17 protein-coding genes are annotated in these 14,522 nt (G+C 55.2%); 14 read left to right on the top strand and 3 right to left on the bottom strand.

From position 1 onward, the window contains the following. The first annotated feature begins 153 nt into the window (after positions 1-153). Positions 154-1,641 (top strand): alpha-amylase, encoded by a 1,488-nt coding sequence (amyA, locus tag O9K67_RS09645; protein WP_061494299.1) that lies wholly within the window; start codon positions 154-156, stop codon positions 1,639-1,641. A gap of 37 nt (positions 1,642-1,678) precedes the next feature. On the opposite strand, the gene yedD is transcribed toward amyA, so the two are convergent. Then, a complete protein-coding gene (gene yedD / locus O9K67_RS09640; protein WP_061494298.1) occupies positions 1,679-2,089 on the bottom strand; it encodes a lipoprotein YedD in 411 nt (136 codons plus the stop codon). A gap of 196 nt (positions 2,090-2,285) precedes the next feature. Here yedD and yedE point away from each other — a divergent pair, with 196 nt between their 5' ends. Both yedE and yedF read left to right on the top strand, forming a co-directional pair. Next, positions 2,286-3,491 carry a selenium metabolism membrane protein YedE/FdhT gene (gene yedE, locus O9K67_RS09635; protein ID WP_061494297.1) on the top strand — a complete coding sequence of 402 codons (1,206 nt, stop codon included), beginning with the start codon at positions 2,286-2,288 and terminating at the stop codon, positions 3,489-3,491. After that, a complete protein-coding gene (gene yedF, locus O9K67_RS09630; protein ID WP_061494296.1) occupies positions 3,488-3,718 on the top strand; it encodes a sulfurtransferase-like selenium metabolism protein YedF in 231 nt (76 codons plus the stop codon). The genes yedE and yedF overlap by 4 nt, the downstream gene beginning before the upstream one ends. A 71-nt stretch (positions 3,719-3,789) precedes the next feature. Here the strand turns inward: yedF and O9K67_RS09625 are convergent, their stop codons facing one another. Both O9K67_RS09625 and fliE read right to left on the bottom strand, forming a co-directional pair. Then, positions 3,790-4,185, bottom strand: coding sequence for a VOC family protein (locus O9K67_RS09625; RefSeq protein ID WP_061494295.1), 396 nt, complete (start codon positions 4,183-4,185; stop codon positions 3,790-3,792). A 191-nt stretch (positions 4,186-4,376) separates the two neighbouring features. Continuing rightward, positions 4,377-4,688 carry a flagellar hook-basal body complex protein FliE gene (fliE, locus tag O9K67_RS09620; RefSeq protein WP_061494294.1) on the bottom strand — a complete coding sequence of 104 codons (312 nt, stop codon included), beginning with the start codon at positions 4,686-4,688 and terminating at the stop codon, positions 4,377-4,379. A 226-nt stretch (positions 4,689-4,914) separates the two neighbouring features. Between fliE and fliF the strand changes: the two genes are divergently transcribed. From fliF to fliP, 11 genes are all read left to right on the top strand, one after another. Beyond that, positions 4,915-6,618 (top strand): flagellar basal-body MS-ring/collar protein FliF, encoded by a 1,704-nt coding sequence (gene fliF, locus O9K67_RS09615; RefSeq protein WP_061494293.1) that lies wholly within the window; start codon positions 4,915-4,917, stop codon positions 6,616-6,618. Further along, the gene (gene fliG / locus O9K67_RS09610; protein WP_061494292.1) at positions 6,608-7,606 is read left to right on the top strand and encodes a flagellar motor switch protein FliG; all 999 of its coding nucleotides are present in this window, start codon (positions 6,608-6,610) and stop codon (positions 7,604-7,606) included. The genes fliF and fliG overlap by 11 nt, the downstream gene beginning before the upstream one ends. After that, positions 7,599-8,306 (top strand): flagellar assembly protein FliH, encoded by a 708-nt coding sequence (gene fliH / locus O9K67_RS09605; RefSeq protein WP_061494291.1) that lies wholly within the window; start codon positions 7,599-7,601, stop codon positions 8,304-8,306. The genes fliG and fliH overlap by 8 nt, the downstream gene beginning before the upstream one ends. Further along, positions 8,306-9,676, top strand: coding sequence for a flagellar protein export ATPase FliI (gene fliI / locus O9K67_RS09600; RefSeq protein ID WP_061494290.1), 1,371 nt, complete (start codon positions 8,306-8,308; stop codon positions 9,674-9,676). Before fliH ends, fliI begins: the two co-directional genes overlap by 1 nt. A 19-nt stretch (positions 9,677-9,695) precedes the next feature. After that, positions 9,696-10,139, top strand: a complete 444-nt coding sequence (gene fliJ, locus O9K67_RS09595; RefSeq protein WP_061494289.1) for a flagellar export protein FliJ — start codon at positions 9,696-9,698, stop codon at positions 10,137-10,139. Then, positions 10,136-11,401 (top strand): flagellar hook length control protein FliK, encoded by a 1,266-nt coding sequence (fliK, locus tag O9K67_RS09590; protein WP_061494288.1) that lies wholly within the window; start codon positions 10,136-10,138, stop codon positions 11,399-11,401. Before fliJ ends, fliK begins: the two co-directional genes overlap by 4 nt. Positions 11,402-11,504: 103 nt before the next feature. After that, positions 11,505-11,975: a flagellar basal body-associated protein FliL gene (gene fliL, locus O9K67_RS09585; protein WP_061494287.1), complete on the top strand. Its 471-nt coding sequence runs from the start codon at positions 11,505-11,507 to the stop codon at positions 11,973-11,975. Between the two features lie 4 nt (positions 11,976-11,979). After that, positions 11,980-12,984 carry a flagellar motor switch protein FliM gene (gene fliM, locus O9K67_RS09580; RefSeq protein ID WP_061494286.1) on the top strand — a complete coding sequence of 335 codons (1,005 nt, stop codon included), beginning with the start codon at positions 11,980-11,982 and terminating at the stop codon, positions 12,982-12,984. Further along, positions 12,981-13,400 (top strand): flagellar motor switch protein FliN, encoded by a 420-nt coding sequence (gene fliN / locus O9K67_RS09575; protein WP_061494285.1) that lies wholly within the window; start codon positions 12,981-12,983, stop codon positions 13,398-13,400. The genes fliM and fliN overlap by 4 nt, the downstream gene beginning before the upstream one ends. Before the next feature lie 7 nt (positions 13,401-13,407). Continuing rightward, complete coding sequence (gene fliO / locus O9K67_RS09570; RefSeq protein ID WP_061494284.1) at positions 13,408-13,782, top strand: flagellar biosynthetic protein FliO; 375 nt, start codon at positions 13,408-13,410, stop codon at positions 13,780-13,782. Beyond that, positions 13,782-14,519, top strand: a complete 738-nt coding sequence (fliP, locus tag O9K67_RS09565; RefSeq protein ID WP_061494283.1) for a flagellar type III secretion system pore protein FliP — start codon at positions 13,782-13,784, stop codon at positions 14,517-14,519. The genes fliO and fliP overlap by 1 nt, the downstream gene beginning before the upstream one ends. Positions 14,520-14,522 lie beyond the last annotated feature (3 nt).

Below are 14,522 nucleotides of genomic sequence, written 5' to 3'. Positions count from 1 at the left end.
TGTTTTGTTCACTCCTCCCCCTCTTTTTTGACACGTAATACCACCTGGCTTTGCCTGCGCATCCTTCTTCCCCGGTTTTGCAAAAATGCGCTTTCTCATTCTGTTTTTAAAATCTCATCCATACTTCCAGAGTCTTACTCTGGAGCACCGAATATGAAAAACCCCACCCTGTTACAGACCTTTCATTGGTATTACCCCGATGGCGGCAAACTCTGGCCGGAACTGCGCGAACGCGCTGCGGGCTTTAACGATATTGGCATTAACATGGTCTGGCTTCCCCCGGCGTATAAAGGTGCATCCGGCGGCTACTCGGTGGGTTACGACAGTTATGACCTGTTTGACTTAGGCGAGTTTGACCAAAAAGGGTCTGTAGCCACCAAATACGGTGATAAAACACAGCTACTGGCCGCCATCAATGCATTGAAAGAGAACAATATCGCTGTGCTGTTGGATGTGGTGGTCAACCACAAAATGGGGGCTGACGAAAAAGAAGCCATTCGTGTTCAGCGGGTTAATGCGCAGGATCGCACACAGATTGATGATGAAATCATCGAATGTGAGGCCTGGACACGCTATACCTTTCCGACTCGCGCCGGGCAATACTCGCAATTTATCTGGGATTTCAAATGTTTCAGCGGTATCGACCATATTGAAAATCCGGATGAAGACGGGGTGTTCAAAATCGTCAACGATTACACCGGTGAGGGCTGGAACGATCAAGTGGACGACGAAATGGGCAACTTCGACTATCTGATGGGTGAAAATATTGATTTTCGCAACCATGCCGTAACCGAAGAGATCAAGTACTGGGCGCGGTGGGTAATGGATCAAACCGGATGCGATGGCTTTCGCCTGGACGCGGTAAAACATATTCCCGCCTGGTTCTACAAAGAGTGGATCGAACATGTGCAGGAAGTTGCGCCAAAGCCGTTGTTCATCGTTGCGGAATACTGGTCACACGAGGTAGGAAAGCTACAGCAATATATCGATCAGGTCGACGGTAAAACCATGCTGTTTGATGCCCCACTGCATATGAAATTTCATGAAGCGTCGAAACTGGGGCGCGATTATGACATGAGCCAGATTTTTATCGGCACCCTGGTTGAAGCTGACCCCTTTCATGCGGTGACGCTGGTCGCCAACCATGACACACAGCCGTTGCAGGCGCTGGAAGCACCGGTGGAAGCCTGGTTTAAACCCCTGGCCTATGCCCTGATCCTGCTGCGGGAAAATGGCGTGCCCTCGATCTTCTACCCTGACCTGTATGGTGCCCATTATGAGGATACCGGCGGTGATGGAGAAACGTACGCTGTGGATATGCCGGTTATCGACCAACTCGATCAGTTGATTCTCGCCCGCCAGCGCTTTGCACATGGGGTACAAACGCTGTGGTTTGATCACCCCAACTGTATTGCTTTCAGCCGCAGCGGCACCGACGACGATCCCGGCTGCGTGGTGGTACTATCCAACGGTGATGATGGCGAAAAGCACATGACGCTGGGCGAGAATTATGGCCATAAAACCTGGCGTGACTTTCTGGGCAACCGCGACGAATGGGTGACGACCGATGAGAGCGGCGCCGGGGTGTTTACCTGCAATGGCGGCAGCGTCAGCGTGTGGATAATCGAGGATGTGCTCTGACGCTGTGCCGGGTGAGCGTGTCACCCGGCCAGTAAACTTAGTGGGCGAGACTTAGCCCGGCATCAGCACGCGCCTTCTCACACTCCACGGTGAGTTTATCCACTTTCTTCAGCGTCATGCCATCGACCTCCAACAACGCACCATCGTGTTCAAGACGGTAGATGTCACGATTCTGCGTCACGTTGTACAGTTTGTCGTCATTGCGCATCAATTTACCCGGGACGGCAATCACTCGCTGCCACTGGCGGCAATCCAGTGTATCGCCACCGGGCGTAATAATCAGACTGGCCATCGCCTCCGGGCTAACCAGTTTGCTTTGCGGCCCCACCGACTGCCAGTAGCCCGCCAATCCAGCAGGCGCGGGTTGTTTGACCACCGCCTGATAATTTTCCACCTGCATGCAGCCGCTTAGCAGCATTACCGCACCGAGGATCACTCGCTTTTTCATCTTTTGCCCTGCTCGCGAAGAAAAAAATATTGTGGCATTAAAGCGTTATCGTCGCCACCCTTTCCCCACGGGTAACAAGTTTGATCTGCACCAGGTTTTCACATTATTTCGCATCAGATTTTGCGCAGCCCGTGTATCATCCGACTCTTTTCGCAAGACTATCCACACACTCCTTCTGAGTTCAGAGGTTTTTACTATGTCCTGGCAACAGTTTAAGGATCGGTTTTTAATTAAATTCTGGTCTCCTGTCCCGGCCGTTATCGCCGCCGGTATTCTCTCCACTTACTATTTTGGTCTTACCGGCACATTCTGGGCCGTTACCGGCGAATTTACCCGTTGGGGTGGGCAACTGCTGCAACTGGCGGGCGTGCACACGGAAACATGGGGCTATTTCAAATTGATCCATCTGGACGGCACGCCGCTGACGCGTATCGACGGGATGATGATCATCGGTATGTTTGGCGGCTGTTTTGCCGCCGCACTTTGGGCCAATAACGTTAAGTTACGTTTCCCGCACAGCCGGATCCGCATTGCGCAGGCGATCATCGGTGGGATGATTGCCGGTTTCGGCGCACGTCTGGCGATGGGCTGTAACCTCGCGGCGTTTTTCACCGGTATTCCACAGTTTTCCCTGCACGCCTGGTTTTTCGCTGTGGCGACGGCCATCGGCTCATGGTTTGGTGCACGCGTTACTCTGCTGCCGCTGTTCCGCATTCCGGTAAAAATACAAAAAGTCTCCGCCGCATCGCCGTTAACGCAAAAACCGGCTCAGGCGCAGCGTCGCTTCCGCCTCGGCATGCTTGTGTTCGCGGGAATGCTCGGCTGGGCGCTCCTCACCGCCATGAACCAGCCTAAACTTGGACTGGCTATGCTGTTCGGCGTCGGTTTTGGGTTACTGATTGAGCGCGCACAAATCTGCTTTACATCGGCGTTCCGCGATATGTGGATCACCGGGCGTACCATGATGACCAAAGCGATTATCTTCGGCATGGCGGCAAGCGCCATCGGTATCTTTAGTTACGTGCAACTTGGCGTGGAAGCCAAAATCATGTGGGCCGGGCCTAACGCCGTGATCGGCGGGTTACTGTTCGGTTTCGGCATCGTGCTGGCGGGCGGCTGTGAAACCGGCTGGATGTATCGCGCTGTTGAGGGGCAGGTGCACTACTGGTGGGTAGGGCTGGGCAACGTGATAGGCTCAACAATCCTCGCCTGGTTCTGGGATGACATCTCCCCAGCGCTGGCAACCCAGTGGGATAAAATCAATTTACTCAATACGTTTGGCCCGCTCGGCGGACTACTGGTGACTTACCTGCTGCTGCTGGCGGCGTTGCTGCTGGTGATTGGCTGGGAAAAACACTTTTTCCGCACCAAAGCGGTTACCCCTGCGAAGGAGGCTGTATGAACATCGTGCCTGATTACCGTCTGGATATGACCGGTGAACCCTGCCCTTACCCGGCTGTGGCCACGCTGGAAGCCATGCCGCAGTTGAAAAAAGGTGAAATACTGGAAGTGGTGAGCGACTGCCCGCAGTCGATTAATAACATTCCTCTTGATGCTCGTAACCACGGGTATACCGTACTGGACATTCAGCAGGATGGCCCCACTATTCGTTATCTGATCCAGAAGTAACCCGTACCCGCCCTCTCCGGACCCGGAGGGGGCGAGAATCCCGGCGTCTACCGCCTCCGGTCACGAAAACGTCAGGTTGAAGACCAGTCTCTATTCTGAATCACAACACGGTAACCGTCTCTGTCTGCGAAGGTTTTACCCTGCACGGCCCAGTAAGGATTAAAGGATTTAACCTCGCAAAATCCGGCTTTCATCATCATCTCGCAGCGAACGCCCGCTTCCTGCGTATCCGGATAATAGAGCACCAGTAAATCTTCAGCCGTGTGGGCAGGCTGCACCGCATGCGCGTGGCAATGGGTAAATTCGATGTGCCAGGGCAATGCAGGATCCCCCACCATTACGCCACTGAACCCGTCATGGTCATGGAAAGCGGCGATTTTCTGTAACCCAAGACCGTCGCAATACATGCGGCAAGTCAGTTCAAGATCCGTCACGGGTTTAGCGATGCGCATATGCGTAAAAGTCATCAGACACTCCTCGTCGTTCACAGGTGTTGTGATGACGGACTTTAGCCGCCCGGCGGAAAACCGATGTGATCATCCGTGCTCATGCACAAAGCGTGGGAGCGGCGCATAGTGTTAAGCACCGAAAAGAGGGATAAAGCGAGGAAAAGGAGGATAACCTGCAAATTATCCTCCCTCTTTGAAACGCGGTTCGACTAGATCTGCATGTTCATCACGTCCTGGTATGCCGAAACCAGTTTGTTACGCACCTGAATCCCCATCTGCAATGAGATAGAGGATTTTTGCAAATCGGTCATCACGTCATTCAGCGCCACGCCCGGCTCGCCGAGAGTGAACTTTTCCGCCTGCGTGCGGGCTGCGTTTTGCGTGTCGCTGATGCGATCCAGCGCGGCATGCAGTTGACCGGCGAAACTGATTGTCGGTTCGCTTTCCACGCTCTGATTGCGCGCAATCCCCGCAGTGGCCTGCAACTGACTGACGACGCTTTCAATGCCCTGTATAGCCATGGTTTTTCCCCGGATGGTTTGATACTCGACAAGGTTAACAGCTTGTCAATGAGATAATTGCGGTAAATAGCGATAAAAAACCAGGTTATTTGGGGCATAGAAAATTCGGATTCATCAAATAATGGCATTGCCATGTAAATGGACAATTGTCGAGTTTGCCGACCCGGGAGCCTGTTTTGTTTCTCAACTCAAATAACAATATCCGCCCAGAGTTACGAGGTGTGCAATGAGTGCAACTGCTACAACTGCACCGCAGAATAAATCTCTTGAGTGGATCAACCGCTTGCGCGCGAACCCCAAAGTTCCATTAATGGTGGCCGGCGCTGCAGCCGTTGCCATCATCGTTGCAATGGTTCTGTGGGCAAAAAGCCCGGACTATCGCACGCTTTATAGCAACCTGTCCGATCAGGACGGCGGCGCTATTGTTACCCAGTTAACACAGATGAACGTTCCTTACCGGTTTGCTGATGCCGGTGGTGCCATTGAAGTTCCGGCGGATAAAGTCCACGAGTTGCGTCTGCGTCTCGCCCAGCAAGGTCTGCCGAAAGGTGGCGCGGTCGGTTTCGAACTGCTGGATCAGGAAAAATTCGGCATCAGCCAGTTTAGCGAGCAGGTCAACTACCAGCGCGCTCTGGAAGGTGAACTGGCCCGTACTATTGAAACGCTGGGTCCGGTAAAAGGTGCCCGCGTACATCTGGCCATGCCAAAACCGTCGCTGTTCGTGCGTGAACAGAAATCACCGTCAGCCTCTGTCACCGTTAACCTTGAGCCAGGCCGCGCCCTGGACGATGGTCAGATCAGCGCCATGGTGCACCTGGTCTCCAGTGCCGTAGCAGGCTTGCCGCCGGGCAACGTAACCGTGGTTGACCAGAGCGGCCGTTTGCTGACGCAAGCCGGTACTGCGGGTCGTGACCTGAACGATGCTCAACTGAAATATACCGCCGACGTTGAAGGTCGTATTCAACGCCGCATCGAAGCGATTCTGGGTCCTATCGTGGGTAACAGCAATGTGCATGCACAGGTTACCGCGCAGCTTGATTTTTCGAACAAAGAACAAACCGAAGAGCAATACAGCCCGAACGGCGACCCTTCACAAGCGGTGCTGCGTTCACGTCAGGTCAACAGCAGCGAACAGATTGGTGGCCAGAATCCTGGCGGCGTTCCTGGCGCACTGTCTAACCAGCCTGCACCGGCGAATACTGCGCCGATCTCTACGCCGCCGGCCAATCAGCAGAACCAACAGAACCAACAGAACCAACAGAATCAGCAAGGTCAGACGACGTCCACCGCCAGCACTGCGACCGGTCCGCGTAATTCGACACACAACGAAACGTCGAACTATGAAGTAGACCGCACGATTCGCCACACCAAAATGAACGTGGGTGATGTGCAACGTCTGTCCGTGGCCGTGGTGGTAAACTACCGTACGCTGGCAGATGGCAAAACCGCCGCGTTGACAGCCGATCAGCTGAAACAGATTGAAGATTTGACCCGTGAAGCAATGGGCTACAGCGAAAAACGCGGTGACACCCTGAACGTGGTCAACTCGCCGTTTAACGCGAAAGACGATGTGGGTGGTCAACTCCCCTTCTGGCAGCAACAAGCGTTTATCGATCAGCTGATGTCTGCAGGTCGCTGGCTGCTGGTTCTGATTGTCGCGTTTATCCTGTGGCGTAAAGCGGTGCGTCCGCAACTGATACGCCGTCAGGAAGAAGCGAAAGCGATTCAGGAAGCCGCTCAGGCTCGCGCAGAGCTCGAAGAGTCGGTGGAAGTCCGTCTCAGCAAGGACGAGCAGCAGCAACAGCGTCGTACTAACCAGCGCCTGAACGCCGAGGTGATGAGCCAGCGTATCCGCGAAATGTCAGACAACGATCCGCGCGTCGTGGCGCTGGTCATTCGCCAGTGGATGAATAACGAACATGAGCAATAATCTTACCGGAACGGACAAAAGCGTCATCTTGCTGATGACCATTGGTGAAGACCGTGCGGCCGAGGTGTTCAAACACCTCTCCGCCCGGGAGGTTCAGCACCTGAGTACCGCGATGGCCAGCGTGCGTCAGATTTCCAACAAACAGCTGATGGATGTGTTGCAGGAGTTTGAAACGGAAGCGGAACAATTCGCGGCGCTGAACATCAACGCCAACGACTACCTGCGCACCGTACTGGTGAAAGCCCTTGGCGAAGAACGTGCATCCAGCCTGCTGGAAGACATTCTCGAAACCCGCGATACCACCAGCGGCATCGAAACGCTCAACTTTATGGAGCCGCAGAGCGCCGCAGACCTTATTCGCGACGAGCATCCGCAGATTATCGCCACCATTTTGGTGCACCTCAAACGTGCTCAGGCGGCGGATATCCTTGCACTGTTCGATGAGCGTATGCGTCACGACGTGATGCTGCGTATCGCCACTTTCGGCGGCGTACAGCCTGCCGCACTGGCGGAACTGACCGAAGTATTGAACAACCTGCTCGACGGCACCAACCTCAAACGCAGCAAAATGGGCGGCGTGAGAACAGCGGCGGAAATCATCAACCTGATGAAAACGCAGCAGGAAGAAGCCGTTATTACTGCTGTTCGCGAGTTCGACGGCGAACTGGCGCAGAAAATTATCGACGAGATGTTCCTGTTCGAAAACCTGGTGGACGTGGACGACCGCAGCATCCAGCGTCTTCTGCAGGAAGTGGACTCCGAATCCTTGTTGGTCGCCCTCAAAGGCGCCGAACCACCATTGCGCGACAAATTCCTGCGCAACATGTCGCAACGTGCGGCAGATATCCTGCGCGACGACCTTGCCAACCGTGGCCCGGTTCGTCTGTCTCAGGTGGAGAACGAGCAGAAAGCCATCCTGCTTATTGTTCGTCGTCTGGCGGAAACCGGCGAGATGGTAATTGGCAGCGGCGAGGATACCTATGTCTAACGAAATGCCGTGGAAGATCTGGAAGCCGGATGACCTGGCGCTTCCTCTCGCCGCCGAGTTCGCTCCCCTGCTGACGCAGGACGAGCCGATGATCGATGAGGAAGAAGACGCGTTATCTGCAGAACAGAAACAGCAGCAGCAACTGGCGCAAATCCAGATGCAAGCGCACGAGGCTGGCTATAACGCCGGTCTGGCGGAAGGCCGTAAGGCAGGTTATGACGTGGGCTATCAGGAAGGTCTGGCACAAGGACAGGAGCAGGGTCTGAATCAGGCCCGCCAGCAACAAGCCCCGTTGCATGCGCGTATGCAGCAACTGGTCAGCGAGTTTCAGTATACGCTGGATGCGCTGGACAGCGTTATCGCCTCCCGTCTGATGCAGATGGCGCTGGAAGCCGCGCGCCAAGTGCTCGGCCAGGTACCGATTGTGGATAACAGCGCACTGATTAAACAGATCCAACTGTTATTGCAGCAAGAACCGTTGTTTAGCGGCAAGCCGCAACTGCGTGTTCATCCGGATGATTTGCAGCGCGTCGAAGAGATGCTCGGCGCGACGCTCAGCCTGCACGGCTGGCGTCTGCGCGGCGATCCGACGCTGCATCCGGGCGGTTGCAAAGTCTCCGCCGATGAAGGCGATCTCGACGCCAGCGTGGCGACACGCTGGCAGGAACTGTGCCGTCTGGCGGCGCCAGGAGTTGTTTGATGACCGCGCGTTTGACCCGCTGGCTGACCACGCTGGATAACTTTGAAGTGAAGATGGCGCAACTGCCGTCTGTACGCCGTTATGGTCGACTGACCCGTGCGACTGGCCTGGTGCTCGAAGCCACCGGGCTGCAATTGCCGCTGGGGGCGACCTGTATCATCGAGCGTCAGGACGGACAGGAGATGTGCGAAGTCGAAAGCGAAGTGGTTGGCTTCAATGGTCAACGCCTGTTCCTGATGCCACTCGAAGAAGTGGAAGGCATTTTGCCTGGCGCTCGCGTCTATGCGCGTAGTGTGATGGGCGACAATTTACACAGCGGCAAACAGCTGCCGCTCGGCCCGGCCCTACTCGGCCGCGTTCTGGATGGCGGTGGCAAACCGCTGGACGGACTGCCATCGCCGGATACCGGCGAAACCGGGGCGCTGATCACGCAGCCGTTTAACCCGCTGCAACGTACCGCAATCGAGCATGTACTGGATACCGGGGTACGCGCCATCAATGCGCTGTTAACCGTAGGACGTGGGCAGCGTATGGGCCTGTTCGCCGGTTCCGGCGTCGGTAAGAGCGTATTGTTAGGCATGATGGCCCGTTATACCCAGGCAGATGTGATTGTTGTCGGGTTGATTGGCGAACGTGGCCGCGAAGTAAAAGATTTTATCGAGAACATCCTCGGCGCAGAAGGTCGCGCGCGTTCGGTGGTTATCGCCGCACCTGCGGATGTCTCTCCTTTGTTGCGTATGCAGGGCGCTGCGTATGCTACGCGCATAGCTGAAGATTTCCGCGATCGCGGTCAGCATGTGCTGCTGATTATGGATTCTCTGACGCGTTATGCCATGGCGCAGCGTGAAATCGCACTGGCTATCGGCGAACCGCCAGCTACCAAAGGTTATCCACCGTCTGTCTTCGCCAAATTACCGGCGTTGGTGGAACGTGCAGGCAACGGTATTCACGGTGGGGGTTCCATCACCGCGTTCTATACTGTTCTTACAGAAGGGGATGACCAACAGGATCCTATTGCTGACTCAGCGCGCGCGATCCTCGATGGACATATCGTTTTGTCACGCCGTCTGGCGGAAGCAGGACACTACCCGGCAATCGATATCGAAGCGTCTATCAGTCGTGCGATGACAGCATTGATTACTGAAAAACATTACGCAAGAGTTCGTAATTTCAAACAGTTGCTATCGAGTTTCCAGCGTAACCGCGATCTGGTTAGCGTTGGCGCTTATGCGCGAGGTAGCGACCCCATGCTGGATAAAGCCATCGCATTGTGGCCGCAACTTGAAGCTTTCTTGCAACAAGGTATTTTCGAGCGTGCCGGGTGGGAAGATTCGATGCAGGCACTAGAGCTAATCTTCCCGACAGCATAATGTAGTGGAGGCTGACTTCATGACGCAAAATAGCGCATTGACGACGCTTAAAGATTTGGCAGAGAAAGAAGTTGAAGACGCGGCGCTGCGGCTTGGTGAGATGCGTCGGGGCTGCCAGCAAGCAGAAGAACAATTAAAAATGCTGATCGACTATCAGCATGAGTATCGTAGCAGTCTGAATAACGATATGAGCCAGGGCATTGATAACCAGCGCTGGCAAAACTATCAGCAGTTTATTCAGACGCTGGAAAAAGCTATCGAGCAACACCGCCATCAACTGGCGCAGTGGACCCAGAAAGTCGATGTCGCGCTGGGTTGCTGGCGGGAGAAAAAGCAACGTCTGCAAGCCTGGCAAACATTGCAGGACAGGCAAAGTGCCGCAGCGTTACTGGCGGAAAACCGTCTCGATCAGAAGAAAATGGATGAGTTTGCACAGCGAGCGTCCCTGAGGAAAACAGAATGATCACCTTGCAAAAACTGCTAGTTACAGAATCCGATGCCACCACCGGCACGCAAACAGGCAAGGCTGGCGGTGATGCCGCTCAGGACTTCCTCGCCCTGCTCACTGGTGCAATGTCCGGCGCTGGCGCGCAAGGGCAAGAGGGCGATGCCCCCCTTACCCTTGCCGACCTGCAAGCGGCCGCGTTAAGCGGCAAGCTGGCGAAAGGTAAGCTGGCCGCCGCATCCGGTGAAGCGGCGCAAACCCCGGCACAAAAACTGGCCGATATGCTGGCGCGCCAAAGCGTGAAAATGGATGCCAAAACGGCCGCTGAAAGCAATGCCGATATGCAGAACCTGCTCTCCGGCTTGACCCCTTCCGCCCAAACGGATGTGCTGGCTGCGCTGACGAAAACGGCAAAAGCGGCCGATGAGAAAACCGACTTAAGCGACGAAGATCTCGCTAACCTCAGCGCGCTGATGGCCATGCTGCCACACCAGCAGACGCAGCAAATGACCGCGACACAGCCGGTTACCACGACCAGCACCGCCACCAGCGCAATAGATGTGGGGGCGGCGGCAAACCGCGCGCTGAACACCAACCCATTGACTACCGACACGGGCGCCGATCTGCCGCGTACCACCACGAAAGGCACGCATGACGCCACCGCCAGCACGCTTCAGGTTGCCGATGATTCACAGCAATCCACTACCTTTGCGGCCGCACTGGCATCACGTAAAGAAACGGATAATGCCGTGCAGCAAACCACCAATACCACCGCAAGCATTGCGCCGGTCACCACAACCACCAGCGCAGCGCAGGCCAGCACCCCGGTAGCCGCACCAGTTATCAGTGCGCCGCTGGGTAGCCATGAGTGGCAGCAGAACCTGAGCCAACACGTCACGCTGTTCACCCGCCAGGGCCAGCAGAGTGCGGAACTGCGCTTACACCCGGAAGAGTTGGGCCAGGTGCAAATTTCCATCAAGCTGGAAGACAACCAGGCGCAATTGCAAATGGTTTCAGCGCATAGCCACGTTCGCCAGGCGCTGGAAGCTGCGCTGCCGGTGCTGCGCACCTCGCTTGCAGAAAGTGGCATCCAGCTGGGTCAAAGCAATATCAGCAGCGAGAGCTTTGCAGGCCAGCAGCAACACTCTTCTCAGCAACAGCAGGCATCACGTTCAGGATCCGGCAACCTGTTTGGCAGCGATGATGATGAAGCGTTAGTCACTCCTGCAAGCCTGCAGTCCGCTGCTCGCGGTAACGGCGCTGTCGACATCTTTGCCTAAACGTCCGAGGTAGCATGATTATCCCCGTCTTTTCCGCGCTTTGGCGGAAGCAAGACACGGGATAATCAGCTCATAGGCAGTATTAACAGGAAGCTCGTAACAGATGACTGACTCCGCTATTAACAAAAAACGCAAGCGCAATATCTGGATCCCGCTGCTGGTGTTAATCACCCTCGCAGCATGCGCCATCGCTGGCTATAGTTATTGGCATATGCAGCAGAAACCTGCGGCCAGCGCCAAAGCGGAGCCACCTCCGCCGCCGCCGGCACCGGTCTTCTTCGCGCTGGACACCTTTACTGTGAATCTGGGTGATGCCGATCGTGTGCTGTATGTCGGTATTACGCTGCGTCTGAAAGATGACGCAACGCGTGCCCGACTGAGCGAATACCTGCCGGAAGTGCGCAGCCGTTTGCTGTTGCTGTTCTCACGTCAGGACGCCACACAGCTCGCCACCGATGAGGGTAAACAGAAACTCGCCACTGCGATTAAAGAAACACTCGCAACGCCGTTAGTGCAAGGACAACCGAAGCAGGAAGTCACTGACGTCCTTTATACAGCTTTCATTTTGCGGTAATAACATGGGCGATAGTATTCTTTCTCAGGCCGAAATCGATGCGCTGCTCAACGGAGACAGCGATAAGAGTGATGATCCGCAACCGGGTATGGCGGGCGACAATGAAATTCGCCCCTATGACCCGAATACGCAGCGTCGCGTGGTACGTGAACGTCTGCAGGCACTGGAGATCATCAACGAACGTTTCGCGCGTCAGTTCCGTATGGGTCTGTTTAACTTGCTGCGTCGTAGCCCGGATATTACCGTCGGCGCGATCCGCATTCAGCCCTACCATGAATTTGCGCGTAACTTGCCGGTTCCGACCAACCTTAACCTGATCCACCTGAAACCGCTGCGCGGTACCGGCTTGTTTGTGTTCTCGCCAAGCCTGGTATTTATCGCCGTGGATAACCTGTTCGGTGGCGACGGGCGTTTTCCAACCAAAGTGGAAGGTCGTGAATTCACGCACACTGAACAGCGCGTGATCAACCGTATGCTGAAACTGGCGCTTGAGGCCTACAGTGACGCGTGGAAAGCGATTAACCCGCTGGACGTGGAATACGTGCGTTCTGAGATGCAGGTTAAGTTTACGAACATTACCACATCGCCAAACGACATCGTTGTTAACACCCCGTTCCATGTGGAAATCGGTAACCTGACGGGTGAATTCAATATCTGTCTGCCGTTCAGCATGATTGAACCGCTGCGTGAAATGCTGGTTAACCCGCCGCTGGAAAACTCCCGCAGCGAAGACCAGAACTGGCGTGATAACCTAGTCCGCCAGGTGCAGCATTCAGAGCTGACTTTGATCGCTAATTTTGCGGATATTCCCCTGCGTCTGTCGCAGATACTTAAGCTCAAACCCGGTGATGTACTGCCGATTGATAAACCCGATCGCATTATCGCTCATGTGGACGGTGTACCGGTGCTTACCAGCCAGTACGGCACAGTCAACGGACAATATGCGTTACGCGTAGAGCATTTGATAAACCCGATTTTGAATTCGCTGAATGAGGAACAGCCCAAATGAGTGATATGAACAATCCGTCCGATGAGAACAGCGGAGCACTGGACGATCTGTGGGCTGACGCGTTGAACGAACAAAAAACCACGACGACGGGCGGTAAGAGCGCAGCTGACGCTGTGTTCCAGCAGCTCGGTGGTGGTGATGTTGGCGGCAATCTCCAGGATATCGACCTGATTATGGATATCCCGGTCAAACTGACCGTTGAACTGGGCCGTACCCGGATGACGATTAAAGAGCTGCTGCGTCTGACGCAGGGTTCCGTGGTTGCGCTGGACGGACTGGCGGGTGAACCGCTGGATATTCTGATTAACGGTTATCTGATTGCGCAGGGTGAGGTGGTGGTCGTTGCCGATAAATATGGCGTGCGTATCACCGATATCATCACGCCTTCCGAGCGTATGCGCCGTCTGAGCCGTTGAGGCACATATGAGAACACAGGCCACGGTTAGCCAACCTTCCGCCGTTCCCGGTTCGCCACTGCTGCAAGTCAGTGGCGCACTGTTCGGCATCATTGCCGTGATCCTGATTGCCGCGTGGCTGGCGAAACGGCTGGGTTTTGGTGGTCGAACCGCTGGTACCCGGGGGTTGAAAGTCAGCGCCAGTACAACCGTCGGTCCGCGCGAACGCGTGGTGATTGTCGATGTTGAAGACGCACGCCTGGTACTGGGCGTCACCCCAACCCAAATCAATCTGTTGCACAAGCTTCCTCCCGCGCCTGCCGAAAGTGAAGTCGTGAACGAGAAAAATGCGGACTTTCAGTCTGTGATGAAGAATTTGCTTAAGCGTTCCGGGAGATCCTGATGCGCCGTTTGTTATCCTTTGCGCTGGCCGGGCTGTTTCTGTTTGCGCCAGCCGCATTTGCTCAACTCCCCGGTCTGGTCAGCCAACCGCTGGCAAACGGAGGCCAGAGCTGGTCGCTGCCGGTGCAGACGCTGGTATTCATTACCTCCCTCACCTTCCTGCCTGCCGTTTTGCTGATGATGACCAGCTTTACCCGCATCATCATCGTCTTTGGCCTGCTGCGAAATGCGCTGGGGACGCCTTCAGCACCGCCCAACCAGGTGCTGCTCGGCCTGGCGTTGTTTTTGACTTTTTTCATTATGTCGCCGGTGATCGACAAGATTTACACCGACGCCTATCAGCCGTTCAGTGAAAACAAAATTTCTGTGGATGTGGCGCTGGAACGTGGCGCGCAACCCCTGCGTGAATTTATGCTGCGCCAGACGCGCCAGGCCGATCTGGCTCTGTTCGCCCGGCTTGCTAATACGCCGCCGATTGAAGGTCCGGAAGCCGTACCGATGCGCATTTTGCTGCCCGCCTATGTGACCAGCGAGCTGAAAACCGCCTTCCAGATCGGTTTTACCATTTTCATTCCGTTCCTGATTATCGACCTCGTGATCGCCAGTGTGCTAATGGCGCTGGGGATGATGATGGTGCCACCAGCAACCATTGCCCTACCGTTCAAACTGATGTTGTTTGTGCTGGTAGATGGCTGGCAACTGCTGGTCGGTTCGCTGGCGCAGAGTTTTTACAGTTAGGAG

It is taken from the genome of Kosakonia oryzendophytica, assembly GCF_027886705.1.
GTDB classification, from domain to species: Bacteria; Pseudomonadota; Gammaproteobacteria; order Enterobacterales; family Enterobacteriaceae; genus Kosakonia; species Kosakonia oryzendophytica.
Note: the sequence above shows the minus strand (reverse complement) of the source record. Positions and strands in the feature narration are given on the sequence as shown.

Coding starts and splice junctions, on each gene's coding strand:
- fliH (WP_061494291.1), top strand. CDS start 7,599: ATGTCTAACGAAATGCCGTGGAAGATCTGGAAGCCGGATGACCTGGCG.
- fliE (WP_061494294.1), bottom strand. CDS start 4,688: ATGGCTATACAGGGCATTGAAAGCGTCGTCAGTCAGTTGCAGGCCACT.
- fliO (WP_061494284.1), top strand. CDS start 13,408: ATGAGAACACAGGCCACGGTTAGCCAACCTTCCGCCGTTCCCGGTTCG.
- fliJ (WP_061494289.1), top strand. CDS start 9,696: ATGACGCAAAATAGCGCATTGACGACGCTTAAAGATTTGGCAGAGAAA.
- fliG (WP_061494292.1), top strand. CDS start 6,608: ATGAGCAATAATCTTACCGGAACGGACAAAAGCGTCATCTTGCTGATG.
- fliI (WP_061494290.1), top strand. CDS start 8,306: ATGACCGCGCGTTTGACCCGCTGGCTGACCACGCTGGATAACTTTGAA.
- fliN (WP_061494285.1), top strand. CDS start 12,981: ATGAGTGATATGAACAATCCGTCCGATGAGAACAGCGGAGCACTGGAC.
- fliP (WP_061494283.1), top strand. CDS start 13,782: ATGCGCCGTTTGTTATCCTTTGCGCTGGCCGGGCTGTTTCTGTTTGCG.
- fliM (WP_061494286.1), top strand. CDS start 11,980: ATGGGCGATAGTATTCTTTCTCAGGCCGAAATCGATGCGCTGCTCAAC.
- amyA (WP_061494299.1), top strand. CDS start 154: ATGAAAAACCCCACCCTGTTACAGACCTTTCATTGGTATTACCCCGAT.
- yedD (WP_061494298.1), bottom strand. CDS start 2,089: ATGAAAAAGCGAGTGATCCTCGGTGCGGTAATGCTGCTAAGCGGCTGC.
- fliL (WP_061494287.1), top strand. CDS start 11,505: ATGACTGACTCCGCTATTAACAAAAAACGCAAGCGCAATATCTGGATC.
- yedF (WP_061494296.1), top strand. CDS start 3,488: ATGAACATCGTGCCTGATTACCGTCTGGATATGACCGGTGAACCCTGC.
- fliF (WP_061494293.1), top strand. CDS start 4,915: ATGAGTGCAACTGCTACAACTGCACCGCAGAATAAATCTCTTGAGTGG.
- yedE (WP_061494297.1), top strand. CDS start 2,286: ATGTCCTGGCAACAGTTTAAGGATCGGTTTTTAATTAAATTCTGGTCT.
- fliK (WP_061494288.1), top strand. CDS start 10,136: ATGATCACCTTGCAAAAACTGCTAGTTACAGAATCCGATGCCACCACC.
- O9K67_RS09625 (WP_061494295.1), bottom strand. CDS start 4,185: ATGACTTTTACGCATATGCGCATCGCTAAACCCGTGACGGATCTTGAA.